Annotated in this window: 31 protein-coding genes; 18 read left to right on the top strand and 13 right to left on the bottom strand. The window is 57.1% G+C overall.

What is annotated here, in order from left to right; genetic code table 11:
* Positions 1 to 2 precede the first annotated feature (2 nt).
* The 6 genes from A7976_RS01695 to gloB all read right to left on the bottom strand — a co-directional run bounded on the left by A7976_RS01695 (position 3) and on the right by gloB (position 6,819).
* Complete coding sequence (locus A7976_RS01695; protein WP_067106139.1) at positions 3 to 797, bottom strand: enoyl-ACP reductase; 795 nt, start codon at positions 795 to 797, stop codon at positions 3 to 5.
* On the bottom strand, positions 798 to 1,628 hold the full coding sequence (locus tag A7976_RS01690) for an ABC transporter permease (protein WP_067106137.1): 831 nt from the start codon (positions 1,626 to 1,628) through the stop codon (positions 798 to 800).
* Positions 1,625 to 2,644 carry an ABC transporter permease gene (locus A7976_RS01685; RefSeq protein ID WP_067106135.1) on the bottom strand — a complete coding sequence of 340 codons (1,020 nt, stop codon included), beginning with the start codon at positions 2,642 to 2,644 and terminating at the stop codon, positions 1,625 to 1,627. Before A7976_RS01685 ends, A7976_RS01690 begins: the two co-directional genes overlap by 4 nt.
* Positions 2,641 to 4,299 (bottom strand): peptide-binding protein, encoded by a 1,659-nt coding sequence (locus A7976_RS01680; RefSeq protein WP_067106133.1) that lies wholly within the window; start codon positions 4,297 to 4,299, stop codon positions 2,641 to 2,643. Before A7976_RS01680 ends, A7976_RS01685 begins: the two co-directional genes overlap by 4 nt.
* 16 nt (positions 4,300 to 4,315) lie before the next feature.
* Positions 4,316 to 5,926, bottom strand: a complete 1,611-nt coding sequence (locus A7976_RS01675; protein ID WP_082877920.1) for a LysM peptidoglycan-binding domain-containing protein — start codon at positions 5,924 to 5,926, stop codon at positions 4,316 to 4,318.
* A 101-nt stretch (positions 5,927 to 6,027) separates the two neighbouring features.
* On the bottom strand, positions 6,028 to 6,819 hold the full coding sequence (gloB, locus tag A7976_RS01670) for a hydroxyacylglutathione hydrolase (RefSeq protein WP_240483763.1): 792 nt from the start codon (positions 6,817 to 6,819) through the stop codon (positions 6,028 to 6,030).
* Between gloB and A7976_RS01665 the strand changes: the two genes are divergently transcribed.
* From A7976_RS01665 to dnaQ, 3 genes are read left to right on the top strand one after another with little or no spacing between them, the layout of a single operon-like run.
* The gene (locus tag A7976_RS01665) at positions 6,794 to 7,537 is read left to right on the top strand and encodes a class I SAM-dependent methyltransferase (RefSeq protein WP_067106129.1); all 744 of its coding nucleotides are present in this window, start codon (positions 6,794 to 6,796) and stop codon (positions 7,535 to 7,537) included. The two genes, gloB and A7976_RS01665, sit on opposite strands and share 26 nt — an antisense overlap.
* Positions 7,527 to 7,979, top strand: a complete 453-nt coding sequence (gene rnhA, locus A7976_RS01660; RefSeq protein WP_067106127.1) for a ribonuclease HI — start codon at positions 7,527 to 7,529, stop codon at positions 7,977 to 7,979. Before A7976_RS01665 ends, rnhA begins: the two co-directional genes overlap by 11 nt.
* Positions 7,979 to 8,692, top strand: coding sequence for a DNA polymerase III subunit epsilon (dnaQ, locus tag A7976_RS01655; protein WP_067106125.1), 714 nt, complete (start codon positions 7,979 to 7,981; stop codon positions 8,690 to 8,692). The genes rnhA and dnaQ overlap by 1 nt, the downstream gene beginning before the upstream one ends.
* 1 nt (position 8,693) lies before the next feature.
* Here the strand turns inward: dnaQ and queD are convergent, their stop codons facing one another.
* Positions 8,694 to 9,137, bottom strand: a complete 444-nt coding sequence (queD, locus tag A7976_RS01650; protein ID WP_067107257.1) for a 6-carboxytetrahydropterin synthase QueD — start codon at positions 9,135 to 9,137, stop codon at positions 8,694 to 8,696.
* Positions 9,138 to 9,252: 115 nt separating this feature from the next.
* Here queD and A7976_RS01645 point away from each other — a divergent pair, with 115 nt between their 5' ends.
* Genes A7976_RS01645 through A7976_RS01630 form a run of 4 tightly spaced genes read left to right on the top strand, consistent with a single transcriptional unit; the run spans position 9,253 to position 13,457 of the window.
* Positions 9,253 to 10,890 (top strand): SulP family inorganic anion transporter, encoded by a 1,638-nt coding sequence (locus A7976_RS01645; protein WP_067106123.1) that lies wholly within the window; start codon positions 9,253 to 9,255, stop codon positions 10,888 to 10,890.
* Between the two features lie 20 nt (positions 10,891 to 10,910).
* Positions 10,911 to 11,681 carry a molybdate ABC transporter substrate-binding protein gene (gene modA, locus A7976_RS01640; protein ID WP_067106121.1) on the top strand — a complete coding sequence of 257 codons (771 nt, stop codon included), beginning with the start codon at positions 10,911 to 10,913 and terminating at the stop codon, positions 11,679 to 11,681.
* Positions 11,681 to 12,361 (top strand): molybdate ABC transporter permease subunit, encoded by a 681-nt coding sequence (modB, locus tag A7976_RS01635; protein ID WP_067106119.1) that lies wholly within the window; start codon positions 11,681 to 11,683, stop codon positions 12,359 to 12,361. The genes modA and modB overlap by 1 nt, the downstream gene beginning before the upstream one ends.
* On the top strand, positions 12,354 to 13,457 hold the full coding sequence (locus A7976_RS01630; protein WP_067106117.1) for an ABC transporter ATP-binding protein: 1,104 nt from the start codon (positions 12,354 to 12,356) through the stop codon (positions 13,455 to 13,457). The genes modB and A7976_RS01630 overlap by 8 nt, the downstream gene beginning before the upstream one ends.
* Here A7976_RS01630 and A7976_RS01625 read toward each other — a convergent pair.
* Positions 13,452 to 14,378, bottom strand: a complete 927-nt coding sequence (locus A7976_RS01625) for a histone deacetylase family protein (RefSeq protein WP_067106115.1) — start codon at positions 14,376 to 14,378, stop codon at positions 13,452 to 13,454. The two genes, A7976_RS01630 and A7976_RS01625, sit on opposite strands and share 6 nt — an antisense overlap.
* On the bottom strand, positions 14,375 to 15,265 hold the full coding sequence (gene rsgA / locus A7976_RS01620; protein ID WP_067107253.1) for a ribosome small subunit-dependent GTPase A: 891 nt from the start codon (positions 15,263 to 15,265) through the stop codon (positions 14,375 to 14,377). The genes A7976_RS01625 and rsgA overlap by 4 nt, the downstream gene beginning before the upstream one ends.
* Positions 15,266 to 15,460: 195 nt before the next feature.
* On the opposite strand from rsgA, the gene A7976_RS01615 reads away from it, so the two are divergent.
* Positions 15,461 to 15,826: an EF-hand domain-containing protein gene (locus A7976_RS01615; RefSeq protein ID WP_067106113.1), complete on the top strand. Its 366-nt coding sequence runs from the start codon at positions 15,461 to 15,463 to the stop codon at positions 15,824 to 15,826.
* 28 nt (positions 15,827 to 15,854) lie between these two features.
* On the opposite strand, the gene A7976_RS01610 is transcribed toward A7976_RS01615, so the two are convergent.
* Positions 15,855 to 16,172 carry a cytochrome c gene (locus A7976_RS01610; protein WP_067106111.1) on the bottom strand — a complete coding sequence of 106 codons (318 nt, stop codon included), beginning with the start codon at positions 16,170 to 16,172 and terminating at the stop codon, positions 15,855 to 15,857.
* Between the two features lie 11 nt (positions 16,173 to 16,183).
* Positions 16,184 to 17,422 carry a M48 family metallopeptidase gene (locus tag A7976_RS01605; RefSeq protein ID WP_067106110.1) on the bottom strand — a complete coding sequence of 413 codons (1,239 nt, stop codon included), beginning with the start codon at positions 17,420 to 17,422 and terminating at the stop codon, positions 16,184 to 16,186.
* A gap of 63 nt (positions 17,423 to 17,485) precedes the next feature.
* On the opposite strand from A7976_RS01605, the gene orn reads away from it, so the two are divergent.
* Positions 17,486 to 18,034: an oligoribonuclease gene (gene orn / locus A7976_RS01600; RefSeq protein WP_067106107.1), complete on the top strand. Its 549-nt coding sequence runs from the start codon at positions 17,486 to 17,488 to the stop codon at positions 18,032 to 18,034.
* A 137-nt stretch (positions 18,035 to 18,171) separates the two neighbouring features.
* On the opposite strand, the gene glgA is transcribed toward orn, so the two are convergent.
* Positions 18,172 to 19,620: a glycogen synthase GlgA gene (gene glgA, locus A7976_RS01595; protein WP_067106106.1), complete on the bottom strand. Its 1,449-nt coding sequence runs from the start codon at positions 19,618 to 19,620 to the stop codon at positions 18,172 to 18,174.
* Between glgA and gnd the strand changes: the two genes are divergently transcribed.
* From gnd to A7976_RS01575, 4 genes are read left to right on the top strand one after another with little or no spacing between them, the layout of a single operon-like run.
* Positions 19,613 to 20,677: a phosphogluconate dehydrogenase (NAD(+)-dependent, decarboxylating) gene (gene gnd, locus A7976_RS01590; RefSeq protein ID WP_371440594.1), complete on the top strand. Its 1,065-nt coding sequence runs from the start codon at positions 19,613 to 19,615 to the stop codon at positions 20,675 to 20,677. The genes glgA and gnd overlap by 8 nt on opposite strands.
* A 14-nt stretch (positions 20,678 to 20,691) precedes the next feature.
* The gene (gene zwf, locus A7976_RS01585; protein WP_067106102.1) at positions 20,692 to 22,179 is read left to right on the top strand and encodes a glucose-6-phosphate dehydrogenase; all 1,488 of its coding nucleotides are present in this window, start codon (positions 20,692 to 20,694) and stop codon (positions 22,177 to 22,179) included.
* Between the two features lie 6 nt (positions 22,180 to 22,185).
* A complete protein-coding gene (gene crcB, locus A7976_RS01580) occupies positions 22,186 to 22,569 on the top strand; it encodes a fluoride efflux transporter CrcB (protein WP_067106100.1) in 384 nt (127 codons plus the stop codon).
* A 1-nt stretch (position 22,570) separates the two neighbouring features.
* Positions 22,571 to 22,891, top strand: a complete 321-nt coding sequence (locus A7976_RS01575) for a DUF190 domain-containing protein (protein WP_067106098.1) — start codon at positions 22,571 to 22,573, stop codon at positions 22,889 to 22,891.
* 2 nt (positions 22,892 to 22,893) lie between these two features.
* Here A7976_RS01575 and A7976_RS15310 read toward each other — a convergent pair whose 3' ends face one another.
* Entirely contained in the window at positions 22,894 to 23,616 is a 723-nt protein-coding gene (locus A7976_RS15310; protein ID WP_067106096.1) for an SPOR domain-containing protein, read from the bottom strand.
* Between the two features lie 171 nt (positions 23,617 to 23,787).
* Between A7976_RS15310 and rpsF the strand changes: the two genes are divergently transcribed.
* From rpsF to dnaB, 5 genes are all read left to right on the top strand, one after another.
* Positions 23,788 to 24,168: a 30S ribosomal protein S6 gene (gene rpsF, locus A7976_RS01565; RefSeq protein WP_067106094.1), complete on the top strand. Its 381-nt coding sequence runs from the start codon at positions 23,788 to 23,790 to the stop codon at positions 24,166 to 24,168.
* Positions 24,169 to 24,474 (top strand): primosomal replication protein N, encoded by a 306-nt coding sequence (gene priB / locus A7976_RS01560; RefSeq protein WP_067106092.1) that lies wholly within the window; start codon positions 24,169 to 24,171, stop codon positions 24,472 to 24,474.
* Positions 24,475 to 24,477: 3 nt separating this feature from the next.
* Positions 24,478 to 24,705, top strand: coding sequence for a 30S ribosomal protein S18 (gene rpsR / locus A7976_RS01555; protein WP_067106090.1), 228 nt, complete (start codon positions 24,478 to 24,480; stop codon positions 24,703 to 24,705).
* 12 nt (positions 24,706 to 24,717) lie between these two features.
* Complete coding sequence (gene rplI, locus A7976_RS01550) at positions 24,718 to 25,167, top strand: 50S ribosomal protein L9 (RefSeq protein WP_067106088.1); 450 nt, start codon at positions 24,718 to 24,720, stop codon at positions 25,165 to 25,167.
* Between the two features lie 153 nt (positions 25,168 to 25,320).
* Entirely contained in the window at positions 25,321 to 26,700 is a 1,380-nt protein-coding gene (dnaB, locus tag A7976_RS01545; protein ID WP_067106086.1) for a replicative DNA helicase, read from the top strand.
* The last annotated feature ends 11 nt before the right edge of the window (positions 26,701 to 26,711 follow it).

Here is a 26,711-nt window from a genome sequence, read left to right as displayed (position 1 = left end):
GGTTAAAGCATTGCCTCGACTGAGCCGGCCGCAGTGGTGTTCATGCCGCCGTCGACGTAGGTGATTTCACCCGTGACGCCACTGGCCAGATCGCTGCAAAGGAAAGCGGACACATTGCCGACTTCTTCGATGGTGACATTGCGGCGCAGCGGAGCGTGCTTTTCATTGAAATCCATCATCTTGTCGAATCCGGCAATGCCCGATGCAGCCAAGGTCTTGATCGGGCCGGCTGAGACCGCGTTGACACGTATGCCGCGCGGGCCGAGGCTCTGCGCCATGTAGCGGACATTGGCTTCAAGGCTGGCCTTGGCAACGCCCATCACGTTGTAATTGGGCATGGTGCGTTCGGCGCCGAGGTAGCTCAGAGTGAGCAGGGCGCCGTTGCGGCCTTGCATCATCGGCAGGCCTGCCTTGGCGAGGGCGGTGAAGCTATAGGAACTGACGTCGTGGGCGATACGGAAATACTCGCGCGTAGTCGAGTCGAGATAGTCGCCAGCCAATGCTACCTTGGGTACGAATGCGACAGAGTGCACAATGATGTCCAGTCCATCCCAGCACTTGCCAAGCGCCTCGAACATGGAGTCGATCTGGACATCCTCGGAAACGTCGCAAGGCAGGACGATGTCGGAGTCGAACTCGGCGGCCAATTTTCCGACTCGTTCTTCGAATTTTTCAGTTTGATAAGTGAAGGCGAGTTCGGCGCCTTCACGTTTCATGGCCTCGGCGATGCCGTAAGCAATGGAGCGGTTGCTAAGCAAACCGACGATGAGGGCGCGTTTGCCATTGAGAAATCCCATTTATTTCTTTCCTTTTCCGTTGGTTCTTGGGTCCAGCGCATCGCGCAGCCCTTCTCCCAGCAGATTATAACCCAACACCGTCAGCAGAATCGCCATGCCAGGGAAGAACGACAGCCACCATGCAAACTGGATGTACTCCTTGCCTTCGGTCAGGATATTGCCCCATGACGCCTGCGGCGGCTGTACGCCGAGACCGAGGAAGCTCAGGCCGGACTCGATCAGCACTGCGCTGGCAACGCCGAGTACGGAACTGACGATGACCGGCGTGAGGCTGTTGGGTAGCAGGTGTCGGAAGATGAGGCGGTGATCGCGTGCGCCCAAGGTTGCAGAGGCAAGAACGAATTCGCGCTCGCGCAGACTGAGAAATTCGGCGCGGACAAGGCGCGTGACGCCCATCCATGAGGTCAGCCCGATCACAATCATGATGTTCCAGATTGAGGGCGTGAGGAAGGCGATGACTGCGAGTATCAGGAAGAAAGTCGGAATTGAAAGCATGACGTCCACCAGACGCATGATGAGGACATCGACCCAGCCGCGGTAGTAGCCGGAAATGGCGCCCAGTATGACGCCGATCAGCGTGGCGATGCCTACCGCCACGAATCCGACCAGCAATGAAATGCGCGAGCCGAAGAGCATGCGCGAGAACACGTCGCGGCCGAGGCCGTCGGTACCCATCCAATGGGCGGTGGATGGCGGCAGCAGGATGGATTTGACGTCGATGGCGTCCGGATCGTAAGGGGCCAGTACCGGTGCCAGCAAGGCCAGCGCCAGCACGATGGCAATGATGACGAGCCCCCAGAACGCCAGTGGATTGCGCATCGCCCGACTCATTGCACAACCCCTCGCCGTACGCGCGGATCGGCCCAGGCATAGGCCAGATCGGCCAGCAAGTTGCCTAGCAGCGTCAAGGCCGCGCCTATGGTGAGGATGCCCATGATCACCGGAAAGTCGCGCATCAGCACGGCATCATAAAAAAGCTTGCCCATGCCTGGGATCGCGAACAGCGATTCGGCGATCACCGAACCGCCGATCAGGCCGGGAATCGATAGCCCAAGCAGCGTGATGAGCGGCAACAGGGCATTGCGCAATGCGTGACGATAGATCACGGTATTTTCCGGAAGACCCTTGGCGCGGGCGGTGGTGATGTAGTCCTGATGCAGGACATCCAGCATGCCATTGCGCACGAATAGTGAAATTCCCGCCAGGCCGCTGAGGGCGGAAATGAATACCGGGATCGCCAAGTGCTTGCCCAGGTCCCACAGGCGACCCAGCACTCCCATATTTTCATGGCCGAGGCCGTGCAGACCGGAAATCGGCAGCCATGGATTCACGACCCCCAGCCAATACATCAGGATCAGCGCCAGCCAGAAACCTGGAACGGCAAAACCGACGAATACGAATACCGTAATGGCCCGGTCCGGTGGCCGATTCTGGTGGACTGCCGAGATCACTCCCAGCGGCAGGGCAATGACGACGATCAGCAGCAGGCTCAGCACGTTGATCAGCAGGGTAACCGGCAATGCCTCCTGGATCATCCCCGGATTGACGTTGCCCTGATCGTCCTTTTTCTCCCAGAACACAGGCCGCTGATGACTGGCGAAAGAGGTGCCGAAATCGAGGGTTCCCATCCGCTTCAGCCATAGTCCGTACTGAACGATCAGCGGCTTGTCCAGGTTATACAGCTCACGCAGTTTCTGCCGCGACTCTTCGCTCGCCTTGGGATTAAAGCCGGCCTCGGTCGTGGTGATATCGCCAGGAGCGAGATGCATGATGAAAAATGAGATCAGGCTGATTCCGATCAGCAGCGGCACCATCCAGAAAAGACGTTTCAGAAGGTAACGTATCATTGTGCGGAAATCTCGTTGCGGCGCAGCGGTGCGGGGATATACCACTCATAAGAGTTGTGTCCGATGCCGGCGGGCGGAGCAGGGTTGTCGATGCCTTTGACGCGCTTGTGAATCGCGGGCAAACCATAGCCAGCAAAGAGATAGACGATGGGACTGTCCTCCAGCAGGGTGGCGGCAAACTCGTGGTAAATCTTCATGCGCTTGTCCGGGTCGAGCTCAAGTCGACCTTGTTCCAGCAATCGGTCGACCCTGGGATTGTTGTAGCCGATGAAATTGAACTGCCCCGGCGCCTGTTGCGATGAATGCCAGATGCCGTATTGATCCGGGTCCAGCGACAGGCTCCAGCCGAGTACGACGGCATCGAACTCGCCGGTCTTGATGAAGCGGCCGATGAAGCTGGCCCATTCGAGCACGCGGATATTGACCGAAATGCCGATTTCCTTGAGGCGCCGCTGAATCAGTACGGCGCTCATTTCGCGTTGTTTGTTCTGATTGGTCAGAATCTCGAAAGCGAGGGGCTTGCCGTCGCGGTCGAGTATGCCGTCGCCGTCGTGATCTGCAAAACCCGCCTCACGTAGCAAAGCCTTGGCTTTCTCCGGGTCGTAGGAGTATGGCCGCAGGTCCGGATTAGTCCAGCGTGTCCCGGGTTTATAGGGCGAAGCCACCGGCTCGCCCAAGCCCAGCAGAACGCCATCGATCAGCTCCTGCTTGTCGATGGCGTAATTGATCGCCTGGCGTACGCGCTTGTCGTCGAATGGCTTGTGCTTGAGATTGAAGCCCAGGTAGGTATACGCGTTTCCGAGTTCTTTATACAGCGCGATCTTGCGGTTGAGCTCCTCGCGCGCAGGGAAGATCCGTGCGTATTGAATGGGGCTCAGGCTCATGGTGTCGATATTGTCGGCCATCAGTTCCAAAAACTGCGATGCCGGGTCCGGGATGAAACGCGACACCAGCCGGTCGATACGCGCCTGGCCTTGCGTTGCGTTGGGGTTGCGCACCAATGCAATGCGTTCGCCGTTTTTCCACTCGCCAAGCTGATAGTAATGGCTGCCGACGGGTTTGCGCGCGAACGACGTGGTGTTGATGTCCTGGCCTTTCAGGATGTGTTCGGGCAATACCTGCAATCCAGCCCAGGAATCCAGCGCAGGCGCATAAGGCTGTTCATAGGTGACGCGGAAGGTTAGCGGATCCGGTGCTTCGGCCTTGATCACCAGCTTGTAGTCCGCGCCGTAGGGGGTCCGGGTATTGTCGTCGGTTACCAGTTTCCAGGTAAACAACACATCCGCACTGGTCAGCGGGGCGCCATCCGCCCATTTCATGTCGGGTTTGAGCGTGAATGTAATGGTTTTCTGATCGGGAGACACCTGCCAGGATTGCGCAAGTTCGCCTTCCAGTTCCAGGTTTTTGTCGTATTTGAGCAGGGTGTTGAAAATGTTGCTGGCAACGGCGGAAGCTGCCGATTCTCCGGCGATCATGGGAATCAGTCCGCTGGGCTCGCCCGTCATGGCATCGATCAGCGTTCCGCCGGATTCAGGCGGGTAGGGGTGATCCCAGTCGGGCGAGTGATTTTCGGGTTGCTGCGATGGCCCGCATGCGCTGAGCATCAACAGCAGCACAGCACAAAGTAATCCGGAAGTGCGGAATGGGAAGGACATCGTGGACTCAGTCCGTTTAAGCCTTGTCCGGGTTCAGAATCTTGAGCTTGTGGCCAGGGGTGATGCGCGATCCGCTGAGATTGTTCCAGCGTTTGATTTCCGATGTGCTTACGTCGAATTTGCGTGCAATGCTGGAGAGTGTATCGCCACGGCGAACAACGTAATTGCTCTTGGCGCTGCGCAGTTTGACAGTGCGCGATGCCATGCGCTTGGGAGCGTCCTCGTCGACCTGGACGAGCAGAATCTGGCCTTTTTTCAGCTTGCTCGATTTCAGGTGGTTCATTGCACGCAAGTCTCTTGTGCTCACGCCGTAACGCTTGGCGACGCTTCCCAAGGTTTCGCCCCGCTTGACCAGATGGCGCTTGGTGGAAAACGATGCGGTGACGATTTCTTCTTCCTGCTGGTCGGGGATATCCTCGGCCGTGAAAATATCTTCCGCGGATTCGCTTTGCAGCGGTACCAATAATTGATGGGCGGATTTGAACTTGCCCTGGTGACTGATGCCGTTGATCTCGCGCAGTTCGTCAGGAGTTACGCCGAATTTCTTCGCAATGGTTTCGATGCGCTCGCCGCGCTTGGCGTAATAGGATTGCCAGCTCACCAACGGCTTGTCGTAAGCAGCCAGATTGGTTTCGAAGGTCTCATCGGCCCCCATCGGCAGCAGAATTTCATGAGTGTTTTCGGTTGAGGTCAGTACCGGACGATTGTATTCGGGATTGAGCGAACGGAACTCTTCCGGCGATACGCCTGCCAGCTTGGCAGCGAGCGAGGCGTCGATCTGCTTGGGAGCGTTGACCTTGGTGAAGTATGGCTGATTGGCGATGGACTGGATATTCAGTCCGTACTGTTCCGGGTTGGTCACGATGTTCTTGACCGCTTGCAGCTTGGGAACGTAATTTTTTGTTTCCGGCGGCAGTTGCAGGCTTTGGTAATCGGTAGGCAGGCCGCGCTTGCGATTGCGCTCGATGGCGCGCATCACGGTGCCTTCGCCGGCGTTATAGGCTGCAAGAGCCAGATCCCAGGTGCCGAACATCACGTGCAGCTTTTGCAGATAATTAAGTGCCGCATCGGTCGCGGCGGTGACATCTCGGCGGTTATCCACCCACCAGGTCTGTTTCAGGCCAAAATTCTTGCCGGTAGAAGGAATGAATTGCCAGATGCCGGCAGCCTTGCTGGTTGACATCGCAGTAGGATTGAACGCGCTTTCCACCATGGGCAGCAAGGCGATTTCAGTCGGCATGCCGCGCTTCTGCACTTCTTCCACGATGTGGTAGAGATATTTCTGGCTACGTCCGATCATGCGGTTCACATAGTCCGGACGCGAGGCATACCACGATTCGTGCTTGGCGGTGATGGGCGATTCAAGCTCGGGCATCGCGTAGCCGCTCTTGATGCGCTGCCACAGGTCGGCGCTCTTCATCGCCGTTTCGGCGGGGTCTGTGTCCTGTGTATAACCTTCGAGAGACAGGTGGTCCTGTGCCGGTGCAAGTTGCAGATTTTCCGATGGGGCGACGACGGCATCGTCGAGGGTGATGATTTCTTCTCCGGCGATGTTTGTTTCGGCGTGCGCGCCCGGAGCAAGGAAGAGAGCGAGAATGGATAGCTTCAGCAGAGATTTAGCGAGCATGTAACGTGTCTTGGGAAGCCAAAAATTCTTGCAATCCTATCCGCACAGCCCGGCTAGCGTCAAGCAATTTTTTCGTTTTATTCCAATTAAGAATCAATGATTTAAAATGCGTTTCTTAACTTCCTGATGGCACAGAATACCGAGATTGCATCCGGCTTGATTAATGCCGCTTGCCGCGCAACGGCCGTCTTGATGGCGTCGCTATCGCATCGCAGGAAAGGATTCGTGGCGAGTTCCAGGCCGATGGTGGTTGGAAGCGTGGGGCGGTTGGCCGCCAAAAGGCGATCGACCTCATGCTCGCGCAATTGAAGCTTGGGGTTTTCCGGATCGATCATGCGTGCGAATTTGATGTTGTGACGAGTATATTCATGCGTGCAATAAACCCGTGTTTGCGGTGGCAGCGAAGCCAGCCGCTGCAAGGAATAGTAGAGCTGTTCGCAGCTGCCCTCGAACAGCCTACCGCAGCCGCAGCTGAATAGCGTGTCGCCACAGAACAGTGAATTTGCGCCATAATAAACCACGTGTCCCAGCGTGTGCCCCGGCGTTTCCATGACGTTCAGGCTGAGGCCCAGGGTATCCAGCTCGACGATATCGTCCTCGCCGACGGGTTCATGCCTGAAAAGATATTGCTCACGATGCGGCGCATAAATTTTTACAGTGGGATATAACTGAATCAGTTCTGTAATGCCGCCGATATGATCGTCGTGGTGATGTGTCACCAGGATGGCATCGAGTGTCAGTTTTTCAGTTTGCAGCGTGGATATGACGGGAGCGGCATCGCCAGGATCCACCACGACGGCATGGCTGCCGCGACGGATGAGCCAGATATAGTTGTCCCGGAAAGCCGGGATTGGATTAACCTCGAACATGGGCGACATTTTGCCAACATACACCGAACAATCCTGGCTGCAAACCCCGCTTGGCGAGTACCTGCTGGAACAGGAGCAATCCTTGTTCGATGGTACGGTAAGCGATCTTTTTGGCTTCAATGCCGTGCAGGTCGGGTTGCCGGAGGTCGATTTTCTGCGTAATTGCCGCATTCCTTTCCGGCTGCGGGCCGCGGCGCAAGGCAACGTCATGCTGCGGTGCGACGCGGTGCAATTTCCCTTTGCGACTTCCAGTGCCGATCTGATGCTGCTACCGCATGTGCTGGAATTCTCACCTAACCCGCACGATACGCTGCGCGAGGCCGAGCGCGTCCTGGTGCCCGAGGGGCATCTGGTGATCAGCGGCTTCAATCCCATCAGCCTTTGGGGCGCGCGGCGTTTGTTCAACAAGGACGAGTCGTTTCCGTGGCAGGGCAGGTATGTCTCCCTGCAACGCATCAAGGATTGGCTGGCACTACTGGGCTTTGAAGTGGTGGCAGGGCGCATGGGGTGCTATGCGCCGCCTTTGCGCAAACAATCATGGCTGCAACGCTGCCGCTTCATGGATGGTGCGGGAGATCGCTGGTGGCCAATGCTGGGCGGCGTGTATTTTCTGGTGGCGAAAAAACGCGTCATGGGGGTACGCATGATTCGTCCGAACTGGAATGGTGCGCGCGTCACTCGGGTACTCATACCCAAACCAACACAAAAATCGGAATATCAGAAAAGCGAATATGGAAACTAAAGTTGAAATTTATGCCGACGGCGCATGCAAAGGTAACCCGGGGCCTGGCGGCTGGGGCGCCTGGTTAAGCTTCGGCGGCAAGGAAAAGGAACTTTGCGGCGGCGAAATGCTGACAACCAACAATCGCATGGAGTTGCTTGCGGTGATCCGGGCTCTGGAAGCCCTGACGCGCAATTGCGAGGTGCGCGTGCACACGGATTCGCAATACGTACAGAAAGGCATCAGCGAATGGATACACGGCTGGAAAAAGCGCGGCTGGAAAACTGCGGACAAGAAGCCGGTCAAAAACGACGATCTCTGGCGTCGGCTTGACGAGTTAGCCCAGCAGCATCGCGTGGAATGGGTATGGGTGCGCGGCCATGCCGGCGATGTCGGCAACGAGCGAGCAGACATGCTGGCCAATCGCGGTGTGGAGCAACTGCTGGCGAAGGCAGTTGCATAATGCGCCAGATTTTCCTCGATACCGAAACCACCGGCCTCGATCCCGCGCAAGGGCATCGCATCATTGAAATCGCCGCTGTTGAAGTCATCAACCGCCGCCTGACGCGAAATCATTTCCATGTGTACCTCAACCCGGACCGGGAAATCGATCTTGGCGCGCAGCAAGTGCACGGTATCTCGCTCGAATTTCTGCAGGACAAGCCGCGTTTTCCGGATGTGGTTGCCGAATTCCTGACATTCATCGATGGCGGCGAGTTAATTATCCATAACGCACCCTTCGACGTCGGTTTTCTCAATACCGAATTGGGGATGATCAGCAAAGGACGCTTGCAGGACGCCTGCGTCAATATCGTCGACACGCTCAAGATGGCGAAGGAACTGCGCCCCGGCCAGCGTAATAATCTTGACGCGCTTTGCCGTCACTACGGCATCGACAACTCCTCGCGCACCTTGCACGGCGCTTTGCTTGATGCGGAATTGTTGGCGGACGTCTATCTGGCGATGACGCGCGGTCAGGAAAGCCTGATGATGGATATCGCCGAACAGCCCCGCGGTGCGGGCGAGGAAACTGTAGTGGTCAGGACACAGCCCTTGCTGGTGATTAAAGCGGATGAATCAGAACTCGAAGCCCATCGCAGCTATCTGGCCGGACTGGACAAAGCCGCAGGTGGAGCAAGCCTCTGGACGCAGGTCGAGGCTGCGCCAGCAGAATAGTTTAGCGGCTTAATGCGTCCGCCCAACTATTGGGCGTTTCAAATAGCCTGACGCGCTCAAGGCGCAAATGATTGCCGTATGTGTCGCGGTAGAGCGCGTCCAGGATGCGGAAAGCCTCCGCCGCCATGTTTTCCGCAGTGGGTACGCTTTGCATGATCACAGTCTTGTGATCCGGCAGGGTTTCCAGGAATTCGCGCACCGCGGTATCGCCCTGATAAACCAGAAATGCGTGATCCCACACATCCACCACCGCCTTGCGGGCGATGGCCTTGACGTCCGAGAAGTCCATCACCATGCCTTGCTCGGAGCTGCCCTCTTGCTGGATCACGTCGCCGGAAAGCGTGATTTCGATAGCGTAGCGATGGCCGTGCAGGTTGCGGCACTGGCTTTTGTGACAAGGGATGCGATGACCGGCATCGAATTCTAGGCGAGTTGTGATTTGCATGGCGGAATTATAACAGGCGAGCCACTCAGCGTGGCTCACGGCGGAACGCATGCGTCCGGACTAGCCGGGATGCTAAGATAAAACATTTCTTATATAGGGGGAATCCGGGGCGCTCATGATTGCCATACTCGAAGCTCATAAAGCAGGGCTGCTGTCGCGGGAGCACTGGCTGGGCAATCTGATTGCCGGGGTCATTGTCGGCATCGTAGCCTTGCCGCTGGCCATGGCATTCGCGATTGCCTCGGGCGCCAAGCCGGAGCAGGGCCTCTACACCGCTATCGTGGCAGGATTGCTGACTTCGCTATTCGGCGGCAGCCGGCTGCAAATTGCCGGACCGACCGGCGCGTTTATCGTGATTCTCTCCGGCATCACCACCCAGTACGGCATCGAAGGCCTGCAAGTAGCTACGCTGATGGCCGGCGTCATGCTGTTATTGATGGGGCTGGCCCGCCTCGGCGGCGTCATACGATTCATTCCCGATCCGGTCATCGTCGGTTTTACCAGCGGTATTGCCGTCATCATTTTCGTCGGGCAATGGAAGGATTTTCTCGGCTTGCAGCCGATGGAGAGTGCTGACCATTTTCATGAAAAACTCTGGCAGATGGTGCTGGCTTTCCCGCACCTGCATCTCGAAACGGCCTTGCTGGGATGCGCGACGCTTGCGGTGTTGCTGCTCTCGCCGCGATATTTCAAGCGCATTCCGGCGCCGCTGGTCGCCATGATCTTTGCCGCCGTGGTGCAAGGATTTTTCAAGTTTGAAGGTGTTGCGACGATAGGCAGTGCTTTCGGCGGCATTCCGCAAAGCCTGCCGCATTTCGCGCCGCCTTCGCTGACCTTGTCTGACATGCTGAATCTGATCGGCCCGGCATTCACGATCGCTTTGCTGGGCGCCATCGAATCATTGCTGTCCGCCGTCGTTGCTGACGGCATGGCCGGCACCCGACACGACTCCAACCAGGAACTGGTCGGGCAGGGCATCGCCAATATTTTTTCTCCACTGTTCGGCGGGTTTGCCTCTACCGGAGCCATCGCGCGCACCGCGACCAGCATACGCAATGGCGCTACCGGCCCGCTGGCCGGCATTGCGCATGTAGTGACGCTGGTAGTCATCGTTCTCCTGCTGGCGCCTTTGGCCGTGCATATCCCGTTATGCGGATTGGCGGCGATCCTGTTCGTGGTGGCCTACAACATGAGCGAGATGCATCGTTTCACGCACATGGTGCGTACAGCACCAAAACCGGATGTCGCCGTGCTGCTGATTACATTTGCGCTGACAGTTTTCGGCGATCTGGTGATTGCGGTCAATATCGGTGTTTTGCTGGCGGCATTGCTCTTCATGAAGCGCATGTCGGAGGCGGTCAGCATAGAAGTACAGTCGCATGAGTCATTGCGGGAGGAGGTTGCCGACGGCAATTTCTCATTGCATCCTGGTACGGTGGTCTACACGATGGAGGGGCCTTTTTTCTTCGGTGCCGCCGAACGCCTCGAGAGCACGCTGGAGCGTGTGCACAGTCATGCGGATACGCTGGTACTGCGTCTGGGCCAGGTGCCTTTCATTGACGCGACCGGCATGCAGTCGTTGTGGGATTTGCTCGATGTCTGCAAGAAAAACGGCACCCGTCTGGTGCTGAGTGAAGCACGTCCCAATGTGCTTGAGAAACTGAAGCGCACCGGCTTGCTCGGGCAGATCGGCAAGGAGAATGTTTTCGGCCATATCCGGCAATTGGGCCAACAGGTACAATCTCAGCCCTGATTCTTGTCTGGGTAAGATTCATGCGTCTATTTGCAGCCATATTGACGATCTGCTGGAGCATGCTGGCGCACGGCGCGAACGATGTTCCGCTCATTGCCGCCGCATCCGATCTTCAAACAGCCTTGCGCGAGGTCGCGCAGGCATTCCAGTCCGATACCGGGCAAAAAGTCGAAATCGTCTTCGGCTCCAGCGGCAACATGGCCGCCCAGATTCGGCAAGGCGCGCCATTCCAGATGTTTCTTTCGGCGGATGAAAAATACGTGCTCGACCTGGCGAAGGGCGGATTTACGCGTGATGATGGGCGGCTTTACGCTCTCGGCCGCATCGCATTGTTCGTACCGCATCACTCATCGTTGAAGGCTGACGAGCAGCTTGCCGGTTTGCGCAACGCACTGAAAAACGGCCAGATCGAGCGTTTCGCAATCGCCAATCCTTCCCATGCGCCCTATGGAAGAGCGGCGCGCGAGGCTTTGCAGAAAGCGCAGCTTTGGGAGTCGCTGCAACCCAGGCTGATCCTGGGTGAGAATGTTTCCCAGGCTGCACAATTTGCGACCAGCGCAAATGCCAGCGGTGGCATTGTCGCCTATTCGCTGGCATTGACGCCCGCCATGAAAGAAGCCGGGCAGTATGCATTGATTCGACAGGACTGGTATGCACCGTTGCGCCAGCGCATGGCGCTGACCAGAAAGGCAGGGCCAGGTGCGGAAGCGTTCTATGCGTTTCTGCAGCAGGATAAAGCGCGTGCGATTCTTGCGCGCAATGGCTTCGCGATGCCGCAGGAAACCCCGTAATGGATTGGCAGGCGCTCCGGCTCTCCTTGCTGCTGGCTGTCGCGACGACTGTGCTGTTGCTGCCGGTAGGTGTTTTTGCCGGACGCTGGATGGCGGAAAGCAATTTTCGCGGCAAGATACTTCTTGAAGCTGCTATCGCCACGCCGCTGGTGCTGCCGCCTACTGTCATCGGTTATTACCTGCTGGTCGGCATGGGGGCTCATTCGCCGGTCGGCGTGTGGTTTACCGAGTTATTCGGGCGCTCGCTGGTATTCAGTTTCAGCGGATTGCTGATTGCTTCCGTCCTGGTCAATCTGCCATTCGCCATCCAGCCCGCGCAGCGCGCTTTCGAATCGATTCCCCAGGATGTACGCGATGCCGCGCAATGCTGCGGGATGACCTTCTGGCGTTCGCTGTGGGCGATTGATCTGCCGTTGGCGTGGCCAGGCGTGCTCACGGGGCTGACGCTGTCATTTGCACATACGCTGGGAGAATTCGGCGTGGTCCTGATGGTCGGCGGCGCGATTCCCGGTGAAACCAAAACTGTTTCCATCGCCATCTATGACCAGGTGCAGTCGCTTAATTTTGAAGGGGCGGGCAGCATGTCGCTGCTGTTGCTGCTGATTTCGCTGGGCTTGCTGGTTTTCGCCAATGTTCTCGGCCGTTATGCCGGCCGTCTCCATGCCTATCGCAATGTCTGAACTGATCGTACGTTTGCAGCAGGAATCGCCTATTCCCATGGATGCCGAACTGCGCTGCACGGGCGGGCAGTTGCTGGCCTTGGTGGGCCCCTCGGGCAGCGGAAAGACGACGCTGCTGCGGGCACTGGCTGGGCTGGTGCAGCCCAGGCATGGATATATAAGTTGCAGCGGAGAAACCTGGTTCGACAGCGCAGCCGGGCATTATCTGCCCGCACGCAAGCGCCGTGTCGGCTATGTACCGCAGCATTTTGCATTGTTTCCGCACCTCGATGTGTTGCATAACGTGATGTCCGGCATGCTGCACCGCGCGCCGGAAACGCGCGTAGCCGCGGCGCATGACCTGCTCGAACGGGTGAATCTGGCGGGGCTGGAGTCGCGAAAGCCGGGGCAGCTGTCAGGCGGCCAGCAGCAACGCGTGGCTGTAGCCCGGGCATTGGCGCGCGAACCGCAGGTGCTGTTGCTGGACGAACCCTTTTCTGCGGTCGATCACGCCACCCGCGAGCGGCTTTATGGTGAACTGGCGATGCTGAAGCAAAGCCTGTCCATGCCCTTGGTGATGGTGACGCACGATCTGCGCGAGGCGATGCTGCTGGCGGACGAGATGTGCGTGCTGCATCGCGGCAGGACGCTACAGACGGATAAACCGCTTGAGCTGGTGGCGAGGCCGGTGAGTGCGGATGTGGCACGGCTGGTGGGCATACGCAATATTTATCACGGGGAAATCGCCGGGCACGCGCCGGAACATGAGTGCACCCAATTACGTTTTGGGTCTATTGTGCTGAAGACTCCCTATCGTCCCGAGCTCGTGCCGGGCAGTCGGGTGCAATGGGTGATTCCTTCCGACGGCGTTGTGTTCCATCGCCGTGACCGCCCATCGCACACCGAACGCGAAAATCAATTGCAAGGCATCGTTGATACAGTGCACAAGTTAGGGGAAATCACCCGGCTGGCGGTACGCATGGAAGACGAAGATCGTTCGCTGCTATGGCTCGATGTTCCCAGTCATCTTGCGCGGCGCAACGAAATAGCGGAAGGCGTGACCGCGACCGTGTCGTTGACTGTCGCCGCGATTCACATTATCGACAGCACGTCATAGCCCGGCCAGCGTCCTGACATGCGCATTTGCGCTATCGGCCAGCGAAGGCAAGTCGTAGCCGCCTTCGAGCGATGAGACGATGCGCCCCTGGGCATGTTTTTGCGCAATATCCTTGATGAAGTCCGTTATCCAGATGTAGTCCTCGCGCACCAGCCTCAATTCGGCGAGCGGATCCAATGCATGCGCATCGAAACCTGCAGAAACAAATACCATTTGCGGTTTGAATTTTTCCAATGCCGGTGCGAACTCATTCTCCACCGTTGCGCGGAAACCCTTGCCGTCCGTCATCGCTGGCAATGGCATATTGACCATGCGTTCGGTGCGCGTGTCGGCACCGCGATAAGGGTAGAAGGGGTGTTGAAAGGTCGAGCACAGCATCACATGCGGGTTGTCGCGAAAAATGTTCTCCGTGCCGTCGCCATGGTGCACATCGAAGTCGATAATCGCGACGCGCTCGATGCCATGTTTTGCAATGGCATGCGCGACGCCAACCGCGACGTTATTGAAAATGCAGAACCCGGCAGCATTGGCGACGCCCGCATGATGTCCGGGCGGACGGATACAGCAGAAGGCATTCTGCGCCTTGCCCGCCGTGACGAGATCTGTCGCCAGCACGGTTGCACCCGCCGCATGCAGCGCTGCCGAAAGCGTCATCGGCCCCATCGCGGTGTCCGGGTCGAGGCGTACGATGCCGGCCGGCGGCGCGATTTCGCGGATACGTTTCACATAGGCAGGCGAATGAACGCGGGTGAGTTGCTCGTCCGTTGCAAGCGGCGCCTCATGGATTTGCAGATGCTCCAGGGTTTTTGTGCGCGCAAGCTGCTCCTTGATCGCCGAAATGCGTGCCGGCGATTCCGGATGGTGGCCATCCATGACATGCAGCAAGGTGTCCGGGTGGCTGATGAAGGCAGTCTTCGTCATGCAAGTTCGGAAAGCAGCTTTTGATAGGACTCTAATCGGATTTGACTGATTTTTCCATCCCTGACCGCGTTAAGAATGGCGCAGTCCGGCTCCTTGTGATGGCGGCAATTGTTGAAGCGGCATTTGCCCAGATAAGGGCGGAACTCGATGAAAGCATGCTCCATTTCGTCCGAAGTAAGGTGATTCAGGCCGAATTCCTGCAAGCCGGGCGAGTCGATCAGGCTGCTTGCGCTGTCCAGATGGTAGAGACGCGCCGAGGTCGTGGTGTGCTTGCCGCTATCCAGCACGGCCGAAATTTCCTGCGTGCGGGACTTCGCCTCGGGTAGCAAGGCATTGACTAGCGTGGACTTTCCCATCCCCGACTGGCCGACCAACACGCTGGTCTGCCCTTGCAGCCACGACCGAAGCTGCGAGGCGTCCTGTTTGGCAGATAACGCTTGCACCGGATATCCGAGAGACTGGTACAACTCCAGGCGTTTCAAGGCTGCGGACGTTTCGGGTAGATCGCTTTTATTCAGCAGGATTAGCGCCCGGATGCCGGCAGCTTCTGCCGCGATCAGGCATCGGTTGACGAGATCTTCGTAAAAGCTGGGTTCGGCGGCGATGACGATAATGATCTGCGTGACATTCGCAGCCAACAGCTTTTTGCGATACTCATTGCTGCGATAGAGCAGGCTGCTGCGCGGCAAGATATCTTCGACAACGCCTTCATTAACGGAGGTCATGTGTATTTCCACCCGGTCGCCGCAAGCAAGATCGCTTTTCTTCCCGCGCGTTACGCAGCTGATTTGCGTGCCATTTTCGAGTTCGACATCGTAGCGCTTGCCGAACGAAGCGACGACGAGCGCGGATAGGAGTTGCGACTTGGGAGCGTTTTGTTTTTGCATGGCGTCATTATTGCCTAATTTTCGCCGAGCCTGACGTTGGGAGGAACTTTCCTTTGCGGTAGGGCGTCCTTTTAATAAATGCGTGAAGCCGCGCCAGCGCAGGCTGTCGATCATAACTTAAATAAATACAATCAATTATCTCGATGGGGTTGAGTGACTTTGCGGCATCGACCGCAAAATCAAAAGGAGAAAGTCATGAATTGGATGGTAATGTTCGTCCATGCACTACGAGCACTATTGATTGCCGGTGTACTTGCATTTGCAAATCTTGCTGGCGCAGGCGAAACCGGCGAGATGGAAACGACACCGGGCGCGCAGGAAATGCCGACTGTCGTGCCGAGCAAGCAGGAAACCGCCGAATCGGTGTTTGCCAAGCTGGATAATGGCAAGAAAGGTTACATATCTTTGGCTGACGTGACAGTGTTGCCGGGGTTTGATCGCGTTTTCCAGAGTTCCGACAGCAACCATGACGGTAAGCTATCGCTCAAGGAGTTCAAGTCGGCATGGCCGGCGTATTCCGGAACAACTGATCCGGCCGCTAGCGCTCCGGGGCCGAAGTAAAGCTGACGAAAGCGGCAGAGCTCTGCCGTTAGCGATCGAAGTGGTAGTAGGTATTATTCAGATAGCGGGCGACGTGAATTTCTTCATCTTCAAACCATTGCAGTCCGAGATTGGTATTGCAACTCCGGATTTGCTGCACCAGTGAACTGCCATCCCTGACCTTGCGATCCTCTCGCGTATAGATACCGGAGCCGTCACCCCCGTAGCTGCTGGCATGGCAGGAAATGCAATGCTTTTCCACCAGCGCTTTGCCGATGGCGGCATCGCCGCGCTCGAAAGGATCGGCGTGTGCCATCGGGGAAAACATTCCAATGATTATCAAACCGATGATGGCTGCGCTGCGCATGGAATGCTCCTTCAGGATTCGAGCTTGGCGATCCGTATGCTTGCCGGCGGGTGTGAGTCGTAAAATGCCGAGTGCAACGGATCCGGCGTCAGGGTCGAAGCGTTGTCGCGGTAAAGTTTGACCAGGGCTTCGACCAGGTGTTTCGCGTTGGAATGCGTGGCCGCATATTCGTCGGCCTCAAATTCGTTTTTACGGGAATAACCTGCCAGCAGCGGCCTGAACAGGAAAGTGAAGACCGGGCTGACGAGGATGAACAGCAGCAGCGCCATGTAGTTGCTGGGATTGGCGACGCCCAGATCGGCGTAGAACCACGGCTGATTGACCAGCCAGCCGAGCAGGGCCAGGCCAAAGAAGCTGACAATGAACATCAGCGCAATACGCTTGATGACGTGCTTGTGCTTGAAGTGGCCGAGCTCGTGCGCCAATACGGCTTCGATTTCGTCAGCATCCAGCCGGTCGAGCAGGGTATCGAAAAACACCACGCGCTTGGCGGCGCCGAAGCCGGTGAAATAGGCGTTGCCATGGCTGCTGCGGCGCGAGCCATCCATGACATACAAGCCTTGCGATTTGAAGCCGCAGCGCGTCAGCAAGGTTTCGATGCGCGTTTTCAGCGCTTCGTCAGTCAACGGCGAGAACTTGTTGAACAAGGGCGCGATCACGGTCGGATAAACCGCCAGCATCAACAGATTGAAGCCTGACCACAGCACCCACAGATACAGCCACCACCAGCTGCCGGCTCCCTGCATCAGCCACAGTGCTGCAAAGAGCAAGGGTGCGCCGAGAGCCAGGCCGACCACTGCATGCTTGATCAGATCGGTGAAGAACATGCTGCGTGTCATCTTGTTGAAACCGAAGCGCTCGTCCACGACGAAGGCCTTGTAGTAATCCAGCGGTATCTCGATCAGGCTGCTGATGACGAAAGCCGAAAGGATGACCAGGGCACCCCGAAAAATCTCGGCATCCGGCAAAATCCCGCGCCAGGCTTCATCTATCCACTGCAGGCCACCCCCCAGAGTGAAGACAAATAACAGAACAGCCTGCACCAGGCTTTCGGTGATGACCAGCCGTGTCTTGGCGGACGAGTAATCGGCCGCTTTCCGATGCGCATCGAGGCTGATATTGCTCGCGAAGGCCGGAGGAACGGTATTTCGGTGCGACTGGATATAGGCAATATGTCGCCGCCCAAGCCAGAAACGAATCAGTGTGGTCAGAACGAGCAAACTCAGGAACAGGGCGGTAAAAGCGGTCATCGTGATTTATTTTCGGTTAAACTCGACACTATTTGGAAGCGTTGAAAGGCATTAAGGTTCATTATGGCACAAGATAACAATAATCTAATCTGGATCGATATGGAGATGAGCGGGCTGCTCCCCGACAGCGATGTCATTCTGGAGCTCGCGGTCGTTATCACGGATGCCAATCTGGAAATTCTCGCTGAATCCCCTGTCTTGGTCGTGCATCAGTCCGACGCAGTGCTGGACGGCATGGATGCATGGAACAAGGGCACACATGGCAAATCCGGCCTGATCGACAAGGTGAAGGCTTCGACGCTGAACGAAGCCGCCGCAGAAGCGCAAATGATCGAATTCCTCAAGGAGTGGGTTCCCGCCAACAAATCGCCGATGTGCGGCAATTCCATCTGCCAGGATCGCCGCTTCATGGCGCGCTACATGCCCAATCTGGAAGACTATTTTCACTACCGCAACCTGGATGTCAGCGTGTTCAAGGAGTTGGCGCGCCGCTGGAAACCCAAGGTCTACGATGGCTTCAAGAAGGCTAGCAAGCATACTGCGCTGGCGGACATTCACGAGTCGATCGAAGAGCTGAAATATTACCGCGAGCACTTCATCAAGCTGGACTGAGCGCCGTTTGCAGTTTTTGGACAGATCTTTGATTGCAAAAAAGAAGGGTGCGAAGCGCACCCTCAAGGAGGAGATTTAAGCTTTGGAGAAAAGCTTGCTTAATCTTCAAGCAACACTTATGCCAAAGCTGATTTTCCTCACATGAGTGAGCGATAAATATTCAGGTATTCCTGGGCGCTGTGATCCCAACTCAAATCCACAGCCATTCCGTTTTGCTGAATCTGGCGCCATTCGACCTTGTTGCCATAACTGCTCAAGGCGCGTTGGATGGTCGTTAATAGCTCCTTGGTATTCGGCAGATCGAAGACAAAACCGTTTGCACTATTGTTTGCCAGCGATGTGGCTGTCGTATTGTGCACCGAGTCGGCCAGCCCTCCCGTGCGGCGCACGACCGGAGGCGTGCCATAGCGCAAACCGTACATCTGGTTCAGGCCGCACGGTTCGAAGCGCGAAGGCATGATGAAGATATCCGTCCCGGCCATGATCAGGTGCGATAGCGGTTCGTTGTAGCCGATGGTGACGCTGACCTGCTGCGGGTGCGCATGAGCCAGTTGCAGAAAACCTTGCTCCAGTGCGGGATCGCCGCCGCCAAGGACGGCGATCTGGCAGCCTTGATCCAGCAAGGGCACTGCGCACTTGAGGAACAGGTCGAGGCCCTTCTGGCTGGTAAGGCGGCTGACTACGCCCAGCAAGGGTACGTCAGCGTCCTGGTTCAGGCTTAGCCGCTGCTGCAGGGCCAATTTGACTGCCTCTTTCTTGTTCAGGCTCCTGCTGTCGTATGTTTGCGGCAGATGCGCATCCTGAGCCGGATCCCATTCGTCGGTGTCGATGCCATTCAGAATGCCGTGAATATCCTTGCTGCGTGTTGCCAGCAGCCCTTGCAAGCCGAATCCGTATTCCGCCGTCTGGATTTCATGTGCATAGGTCGGGCTAACTGTCGCAATACTGTCCGAGTAAAACACGCCGGCCTTCAGAAAGGAGAGCTGTCCGTAGTATTCAAAACCATTGATGCTGAAACCTTCGTGCGGCAGACCGAGTCTGTCCACCCATTCAGCCGGGAAATTTCCCTGGAAGGCGAGATTGTGGACTCCCAGCACCGATTTGGCGCATGGCGAGCCTGAATAGTGCATATAGGCCGGGGTCAACCCGCATTGCCAGTCGTTGCAATGCACGACATCCGGAATCCAGTCGGACAATGGGCTGGCTTTGCTGGCCAGTATGGCCGCAATGCGCGAAAGAGTGCCGAAGCGTAGCGGATTATCCGCCCATTCGTGACCTTGAGGGTCGAGGTAGGGACCGCCGTCGCGAACATAGAGTTGCGGAAGGTCCACAGCGATTACCGGCACACCTGTTTCGGGCATCTCGCCGAGAACCAGCCTGACGTTGCCTACCATCGGGAGCCATTTGAGATCCAGCAGGGGGCGTGTATTGCGTAATTTGGATAATACTTGGGGATAACCCGGAATCAGCAGGCGTACATCTTCGCCAAGGTGTCTGAATGCTGCCGGCAGCGAGCCGCTGACATCGGCGAGCCCCCCGGTCTTGATGAGTGGAAAGGCTTCTGAAGTAACGTAGAGAATGCGCAACGGAATATCTTTCTTTCGGGACAGTCTGAGCCGCATTGCAGCGCGGCCAGACCTTGGCAGTTATCGTCAAGGAGTCAAACCTGTTAGAATAATTGATCAATCTGTCGCGGGCAAGATAACACCCGCGGAATGGAAAAGGAGAATTTTCTTGCAAGTAGCAATGATTGGTTTGGGCAAAATGGGTGCCAATATGGCGCGTCGGTTGCGTCGTGCAGGCCACGAGGTCGTAGGTTACAACCTTGACCAGGACGTCACCCAGGAGCTTGCCGACGAATGCGGCCTCGAAGTTGCAGTTTCGCTTGCCGATGCGGTCGCGAAAATGCCTGCGCCGCGTGCGATCTGGTTGATGCTGCCCGCGGGCGAACCGACGGAGCAAACGCTCGATGAGTTGCGCGGCCTGCTCTCGCCGGGCGATATCGTGATTGAAGGCGGTAATTCCAATTATCAGGAATCGCAGTCGCGTGCGGCTGAAATGAAAGAGCTGGGCATTGATTACCTGGATGTCGGGACGGCCGGGGGTATCTGGGGGCTGCAGAACGGTTATGCACTGATGGTAGGCGGCGATGCTTCCGCCGTGAAGCGCGTGGAGCCGCTGATGCAAGCTCTGGCTCCGATGCCCGATAAGGGTTGGTTGCATTGCGGCCCGAGCGGTGCCGGCCATTTCGTCAAGATGGTCCATAACGGCATCGAGTACGGCATCATGCAGGTCTATGCGGAAGGTTTTTCGCTGTTGAAAGGCAAGACTGAATTTGGTTTTGATCTCGCAGCCATATCCGGAATGTGGCAGGACGGAAGCGTGATACGGAGCTGGCTGCTGGAATTAACCGTACAGTTTTTGGCGCAAGACCAGCAGTTGAATGGAATCGAGCCCTATGTTGCCGATTCAGGGGAAGGGCGATGGACGGTTAACGAGGCCATCGCGCAGGGAGTGCCCGCGCCGGCGATAACGGTTGCGCTGATGACGCGCTTCGCCAGCCAGGGCAAGGATGAGTTTGGAAACAAGATGCTGGCCATGATGCGTAAAGGCTTTGGCGGCCACGCGATAAAAGTAAAGTAAGGGACTAACCTAAAATGAGCAATCAAGAAACCATTCCGGGGCCATGCCATTTCGTTATTTTCGGCGCGACCGGAAACCTGGCCACCATCAAGCTGCTGCCTTCGCTGTATAACCTGGAAGTTGCAGGTCGCATTCCGGGCGATATGAGCATCCTCGCGCTCGGTCGCCAGGAATATACGCAGGAAGCGTGGCTGGAACATCTGGATAAGGTGCTGCACGATAAATTCGGTGATAAGGTCGATCCGCAAATCGCCGCGCGTTTTGCCAAGCGTTTTGCCTATCTTTCGGGCGACCTGCGCGAGCCGGAGTTCTACAAGAAGCTGCGGGAGGAACTTGCCAAGCCGCGCGAAGGCATATGCAGCAACATCGTGTTCTATCTTTCCATCATTCCGAAGGATTTCAACACCGTCATCAATTATCTCGACGAATTCGGCTTTTCCAAGCCGCGCGGCCTGCATCGCATCGTCGTCGAGAAGCCGTTCGGTACCGATCTGGAAACCGCGCAGCAACTCAATCGTTCGCTACACAAGCACTTCGACGAAGAACAGATCTACCGCATCGACCACTATCTGGGCAAGGAAACCGTGCAGAACCTGCTGGTATTCCGTTTCGCCAATACACTGATCGAGCCGATCTGGAACCGCAATTTCATCAATCATGTGCAAATCACCGTGGCCGAAGATCTCGGCATCGGTACTCGTGCCGATTACTACGACAAATCCGGCGCGTTGCGCGACATGCTGCAAAATCACCTGATGCAGTTGCTGACCGTGGTCGCGATGGAACCGCCGCCCTCGCTCGAAGCCGATGCCGTGCGCGACGAAAAGGTGAAGGTGCTGAAGTCCATGCGTTCGATTCCCAAGGATGCGGTCAATGCCTATGCGTTCCGTGCGCAATATGCGGCCGGAACCGCCAAGGGGCAGCCGGTGCAAGGTTATCAGGAAGAGCAGGGTGTCGAGCCGAACACCGCGACCGAAACCTTTGCCGCCGCCAAGTTCTATATCGACAACTGGCGCTGGCGCGGTGTGCCGTTCTACCTGCGCACCGGCAAGCGTATGGAGAAGACGCAATCCACGATTGCAATTCGCCTGCGTCACCCTCCACAGCACCTGTTCCATGACACCCCGGTCGAGGAAATCGAGCCGAACTGGATTCTGCTGTCGCTGCAGCCCAATGAATCCATGCATATGGAACTGCATATCAAGGCGCCTGGCCTGGGTATGGAAACGCGTACCGTGCAACTCAACGCTTCCTATCGCAAACCGGATGAGAAGCCGCTTGAGGCTTATGAGGCGCTGATCTTGGATGTGATCGAAGGCGACAAGACGCTGTTCATCCGCTTCGACGAAGTGGAGTGGGCGTGGCGCGTGGTCGATCCTATCCTGAAACACTGGCAACAGGAGCGGGATTTCATCCATACCTATCCGGCCGGAACCTGGGGGCCGCAAGAGACCAGCCGTCTGTTCGATTGCGAAGACCAGGAGTGGCGTAACGAGCTGTAACATCGCATGAACGCCGGAGGGTTATTGGCGGTAGGCATAGGCGCTGCGAGCGGCGCCTGGCTCCGTTGGTGGCTGGGGCTGATCCTCAACCCTCTGGTGCCTACCTTGCCATTGGGAACGCTCGCCGCCAATCTTGTCGGCGGCTACCTGATGGGTATTGCCATGGGCCTGCTGGCACAATATGCCAGCCTGCCTGCCGAAGCCAGGCTGTTTATCATGACCGGGTTCCTGGGCGGCCTTACTACGTTTTCCACCTTTTCAGCGGAAGCGGTCACCTTGCTGTCGCGACAGCAATACGGCTGGGTTGCGGCGCATATTGCCCTGCATTTGCTGGGATCGCTTGCCATGACGGGGCTCGGCATCCTGACCGTCAATCTCATCAGGAGCTGACATGACCGGAAATTTCCTTAAGCTCTATGTTCCGCAAACGGCCAAGCATGACGGTAAATTGCTTTACGAATGGTTGCTGGAAGAGGCGCGGACGCTAGGCATTCCAGGCGGATCCGCTTTTCGTGCCGTGGCGGGTTACGGACGGCATGGAAAAATGCACGAGGAACACTTTTTCGAGCTGGCCGGCGATTTGCCGATGATGGTGGAGTTCTTTGCCGAAGAGGCCGCCATCAACTTGCTGGTGGCAAGGCTTCAGGCAGAAAAGATTTCCCTGTTTTATGTCCGCTTTGCGGCAACGGCGGGTACGACCGCGCCGGACTGATTTTATTTGCCGAGGATTACGGCGGTCACTCCCAGTGCTTTCAATTTTTCCCTTGCACGATCCGCTTCGGCGCGCGACTTGAACGGGCCGATCTGCACGCGCGTTTCCGTATGGGAAGGTATCCCTTGCTGTGCCAGTTTTGCTTGAAGTTGCTTGGCATTGTCGATATCGGTAAAAACACCCAGTTGTACTTCGAAGGCTTTCGGTGCAGGGGCGGCCGGTATCGATGCGCGCGCGCCGGAGGGCTGTGCCGCGGATGCCGGGTTCACGGCCGGAGATTGAACGGCAACCACAGACGCTCCCGGTTTGCCTAGGGTTTTTGCCGCGCTTGCGATGTAGGGTGTGGCTGGGTCAGCGCCCGAGCTTTCTTCTTCCAGCGCCGAGCCGGTTGCCGGCATTGCGCCTGGGACGGTTGAAATATCAGGAAGTTTTCCCGGAATAGGCGGCGGCGGTACAGCCTCCGCCGTGGCTTCGGGTACGGAGGCAATCGTGGGCGCGGCATCTTCCGGCATGGCTGCCGGTGCCTCCATGTCTGCGCTGGAAAGGCTGGTTTGTTCGATGGCCTGCTCCGTTTGAGGTTCTTCGGCCGCAGGTTCTGTTCGGCGTTGATTGAGAATGGCCAGTATGCCGATGGCGGTCACCAGAAGCGCGACAGCAACGCCTATCCGGACTTTTGCACGGTGACTGTCCTGGTTGCGTTCTTCAATGATCGGAGGAGGGGCCATGACTGTTTTTCTAGGAGTGTTTGCGCGGAATATTAGCATGCCCTTGAAACGGCGTAATCAGTCGATGAAACCGTTTGATTTATTTAACGAATTCCATTAGAATCTTGCGCTCTTCAACCTTGCTGCACCGTTATTCGCATGCGGGCAGCTGTTAAACCAAAAGGAGTATCAATGCGACATTACGAAGTTGTATTTATCGTCCATCCGGACCAGAGCGAGCAAGTGCCTGCCATGATCGAGCGCTATCGCGCGCTCGTCACCACCAGCGGCGGCGCAATCCACCGCCTGGAAGACTGGGGCCGCCGCCAACTGGCTTACCCGATCCAGAAAATCCACAAGGCACACTACGTGCTGATGAACATCGAATGCGGCCAGGAAGCCCTGGGCGAGCTGGAACACGCATTCAAGTTCAACGATGCCGTGCTGCGCCACCTGACCGTCGCGATGAAGGATGCCGTTACCGCTCCTTCCCCGATGATGAAGGAAGAAAAGGCCAAGTCCGTCCTGAACAAGGAAGAAGCGCCGGCTGCTGCGGAAGCTGCCGCGGCTTAAGTGATTAGCAACCGGCTGGTGCTGAGCGGTGAGGTGACGGAAGTCGCCGAGTTGCGCTACACCCCGGCAGGCATCCCGCTCCTGGCATTTACCCTCAAGCATGCTTCGCAACAAAACGAAGCAGGCATGAATCGCCAGGTTGAATGTGAAGTTCCCGCCGTTGCGATGGCGAAAATGGCCGAGCAGGCCAAGGGACTCAAGCTCGGATGTCATGCCAGAGTTGCCGGGTTTCTTGCGAAAAGAAGCCTTAACAGCCGCCAGCTGGTCCTGCACATAAACGAATTAGAGATTATTGAGAAAGGTTGAATCATGGCACGCGATATGTTCCGCCGCCGCCGTTACTGCCGCTTTTCGGCAGAAGGCATCAAGGAAGTCGATTACAAGGATGTGGACCTGCTGAAGGACTTCATCAACGAAAACGGCAAGATCATCCCTGCACGCATCACGGGCACCAAGGCTCGTTATCAGCGTCAGCTCACCACGGCTATCAAGCGCGCCCGTTTCCTGGCCCTGATGCCTTACTGCGACAAGCACTAAGGAGAGACAGCAATGCAAGTTATCCTTCTGGAAAAAGTTACCAACCTGGGCACCCTGGGCGATATCGTCAAGGTCAAGGACGGTTACGGCCGCAACTTCCTGATCCCGCAAGGCAAGGCCAAGCGTGCGACCGAAGCCAACAAGGCTGAGTTCGCCGCCAAGCGCGCCGAGCTGGAACAGAAGCAAGCCGAAATCCTGGCAGTGGCTCAAGTACGCGCCGAGAAGCTGGCTGGTTTCATGCTGCAAATCTCGCAAAAGGCCGGTGTTGACGGTCGTCTGTTCGGTTCCGTGACCAATCACGACATCGCCGAAGCGCTGACCGCGCAAGGCTTTGAGGTGACCAAGTCTGAAATCCGCATGCCGAACGGCCCGCTGAAGACCATCGGCGACCACGCGATCAGCGTGGCTCCGCATGCCGACGTCGTTGTCGACATTACCGTTTCCGTGCTCGGCGAACACTAAGTCGTCAAGCTCGCGTTACTGAAAAAGGGCTGCCTCGGCAGCCCTTTTTATTTGCCTGTTCGGGATGTAAAACTGTTCGCATGGGCTTCGCGCCATGTCTCCGGCATGCATAAACCCTCCAAATTTACTGACAGGCCGATGATATAATCCGGCATGGCCGACGACTCCCTCGCATCACTAAAACTCCCTCCCCATTCGGTTGAAGCCGAGCAGTCAGTGTTGGGCGGATTGCTGCTCGAAAACGAGGCGCTCGACAAGATCGCCGACCTGATTGCTTCCGGCGATTTCTATCGCCATGACCATCGCGTCATTTACGAACATATCAGCCGCCTGATCGAGCATAACAAGCCGGCGGATATCGTTACCGTGGCCGAGTCGCTGGAAAGTACCGCACAGCTCTCCGGCGTGGGTGGAATTTCCTATCTCGGCGCGCTGGCGCAGAACACTCCCTCTGCCGCGAATATTCGCCGCTATGCCGAAATCGTGCGCGAGCGCGCAGTCATGCGCAGCCTGGTGGAGGTGGGTTCCAGCATTGCCGAGAGCGCATTCAGCCCGCAGGGAAAGGATGCCGCGCAACTGCTGGACGAGGCCGAAGCCAGGATTTTCGAGATTGCCGAGGGCGGCAAGCGCAGCACGCAGGGTTTTATCGATATCAAGACCTTGCTGCCGCAAGTCGCCGACCGCATCGATCAGCTCTTCCAGCGCGACAATGCCAGCGATGTGACCGGCATTCCGACCGGGTTTGCCGACCTGGATTCAATGACTTCGGGCTTGCAGCCGGGCGATCTCGTGATTGTGGCCGGCCGTCCGTCCATGGGTAAAACCGCGTTCTCCCTCAACATTGCCGAAAACGTGGCGCTCGATACCGGCTTGCCGGTGGCAGTATTTTCCATGGAAATGGGCGCGACCCAGCTCGCGATGCGGATGATCGGTTCGGTAGGCCGGCTGGACCAGCATCGCATGCGTACCGGGCGTCTGGAGGACGAGGACTGGGTGCGCTTGACGACCGCCCTGGGCAAACTGAACGATGCCCCGATGTTCATCGACGAAAGTGCCGGCCTCAATGCGCTGGAAGTCCGTGCCCGTGCGCGGCGTTTGCATCGTCAGTGTGGCAAGCTAGGCTTGATTGTCATCGACTACTTACAATTGATGGCTGCGACGCGGCAGGGCGAAAATCGCGCTACGGAAATTTCTGAAATTTCCCGTGCACTCAAAGCCTTGGCGAAGGAACTTGATGTGCCTGTTGTCGCGCTTTCCCAGCTGAATCGCGGTCTTGAACAACGCCCGAACAAGCGTCCGGTCATGTCCGACTTGCGCGAATCCGGCGCCATCGAACAGGACGCCGACGTGATTCTGTTCATCTATCGCGATCAGGTTTACAACCCGGATAGCCCGGACAAGGGCACGGCGGAAATCATTATCGGCAAGCAGCGTAACGGTCCGATCGGTACTGTGCGCCTGACCTTCCTGGGTGAGCACACTCGCTTTGAAAATTTCGCCGGTGGCAATGCTTTCGGCAGCGACGAATATTAACAAGACCCACG

It is taken from the genome of Methylobacillus sp. MM3, from assembly GCF_001645185.1.
GTDB lineage: Bacteria > Pseudomonadota > Gammaproteobacteria > Burkholderiales > Methylophilaceae > MM2.
This window is presented reverse-complemented; position numbering and strand designations above follow the sequence as displayed.

Coding starts and splice junctions, on each gene's coding strand:
- A7976_RS01675 (WP_082877920.1), bottom strand. CDS start 5,926: ATGCTCGCTAAATCTCTGCTGAAGCTATCCATTCTCGCTCTCTTCCTT.
- A7976_RS15310 (WP_067106096.1), bottom strand. CDS start 23,616: ATGGCCCCTCCTCCGATCATTGAAGAACGCAACCAGGACAGTCACCGT.
- A7976_RS01630 (WP_067106117.1), top strand. CDS start 12,354: ATGTCTGAACTGATCGTACGTTTGCAGCAGGAATCGCCTATTCCCATG.
- A7976_RS01610 (WP_067106111.1), bottom strand. CDS start 16,172: ATGCGCAGCGCAGCCATCATCGGTTTGATAATCATTGGAATGTTTTCC.
- A7976_RS01605 (WP_067106110.1), bottom strand. CDS start 17,422: ATGACCGCTTTTACCGCCCTGTTCCTGAGTTTGCTCGTTCTGACCACA.
- A7976_RS01665 (WP_067106129.1), top strand. CDS start 6,794: ATGGGCGACATTTTGCCAACATACACCGAACAATCCTGGCTGCAAACC.
- A7976_RS01695 (WP_067106139.1), bottom strand. CDS start 797: ATGGGATTTCTCAATGGCAAACGCGCCCTCATCGTCGGTTTGCTTAGC.
- crcB (WP_067106100.1), top strand. CDS start 22,186: ATGAACGCCGGAGGGTTATTGGCGGTAGGCATAGGCGCTGCGAGCGGC.
- A7976_RS01645 (WP_067106123.1), top strand. CDS start 9,253: ATGATTGCCATACTCGAAGCTCATAAAGCAGGGCTGCTGTCGCGGGAG.
- A7976_RS01615 (WP_067106113.1), top strand. CDS start 15,461: ATGAATTGGATGGTAATGTTCGTCCATGCACTACGAGCACTATTGATT.
- A7976_RS01680 (WP_067106133.1), bottom strand. CDS start 4,299: ATGTCCTTCCCATTCCGCACTTCCGGATTACTTTGTGCTGTGCTGCTG.
- orn (WP_067106107.1), top strand. CDS start 17,486: ATGGCACAAGATAACAATAATCTAATCTGGATCGATATGGAGATGAGC.
- modB (WP_067106119.1), top strand. CDS start 11,681: ATGGATTGGCAGGCGCTCCGGCTCTCCTTGCTGCTGGCTGTCGCGACG.
- zwf (WP_067106102.1), top strand. CDS start 20,692: ATGAGCAATCAAGAAACCATTCCGGGGCCATGCCATTTCGTTATTTTC.
- A7976_RS01685 (WP_067106135.1), bottom strand. CDS start 2,644: ATGATACGTTACCTTCTGAAACGTCTTTTCTGGATGGTGCCGCTGCTG.
- modA (WP_067106121.1), top strand. CDS start 10,911: ATGCGTCTATTTGCAGCCATATTGACGATCTGCTGGAGCATGCTGGCG.
- dnaB (WP_067106086.1), top strand. CDS start 25,321: ATGGCCGACGACTCCCTCGCATCACTAAAACTCCCTCCCCATTCGGTT.
- rsgA (WP_067107253.1), bottom strand. CDS start 15,265: ATGCAAAAACAAAACGCTCCCAAGTCGCAACTCCTATCCGCGCTCGTC.
- A7976_RS01625 (WP_067106115.1), bottom strand. CDS start 14,378: ATGACGAAGACTGCCTTCATCAGCCACCCGGACACCTTGCTGCATGTC.
- dnaQ (WP_067106125.1), top strand. CDS start 7,979: ATGCGCCAGATTTTCCTCGATACCGAAACCACCGGCCTCGATCCCGCG.
- A7976_RS01575 (WP_067106098.1), top strand. CDS start 22,571: ATGACCGGAAATTTCCTTAAGCTCTATGTTCCGCAAACGGCCAAGCAT.
- rplI (WP_067106088.1), top strand. CDS start 24,718: ATGCAAGTTATCCTTCTGGAAAAAGTTACCAACCTGGGCACCCTGGGC.
- queD (WP_067107257.1), bottom strand. CDS start 9,137: ATGCAAATCACAACTCGCCTAGAATTCGATGCCGGTCATCGCATCCCT.
- rpsR (WP_067106090.1), top strand. CDS start 24,478: ATGGCACGCGATATGTTCCGCCGCCGCCGTTACTGCCGCTTTTCGGCA.
- A7976_RS01690 (WP_067106137.1), bottom strand. CDS start 1,628: ATGAGTCGGGCGATGCGCAATCCACTGGCGTTCTGGGGGCTCGTCATC.
- rpsF (WP_067106094.1), top strand. CDS start 23,788: ATGCGACATTACGAAGTTGTATTTATCGTCCATCCGGACCAGAGCGAG.
- rnhA (WP_067106127.1), top strand. CDS start 7,527: ATGGAAACTAAAGTTGAAATTTATGCCGACGGCGCATGCAAAGGTAAC.
- gnd (WP_371440594.1), top strand. CDS start 19,613: ATGCGCAACGGAATATCTTTCTTTCGGGACAGTCTGAGCCGCATTGCA.